Raw genomic sequence first — 336 nt, 5'->3', positions numbered from 1 at the left:
ACAATAATCTTGAATGAAGAATTTTGGGATGAAGTTGAAAGTGTGTTCAAAAAATGCACGGAGTATGTGGATAAAATTGACACTGCACTTTGATATTTAACCAGTCGCCGGCTCGCTCTGCGTTAGCGAGCTTTTCCTATTGATTCGGGTCGTGGTGACCTAAACAAGAATGATGATCTGGAGATGTAAGTGATTAATCGCGGTTCTGAATGGCATAGATGGGAGCCGCATATCCATGCGCCCGGCACGATCCTCAACAATCAGTTCGGTGTATCCGATCCCTGGAGCACCTATCTCTCGACGCTCGAAGCCTTAACGCCGAAGGTCGAGGCGGTC

This window comes from Marinobacter sp. UBA2498 (genome assembly GCF_002341575.1).
In the GTDB taxonomy this organism is placed as follows: domain Bacteria; phylum Pseudomonadota; class Gammaproteobacteria; order Pseudomonadales; family Oleiphilaceae; genus Marinobacter; species Marinobacter manganoxydans.
This window is presented reverse-complemented; position numbering follows the sequence as displayed.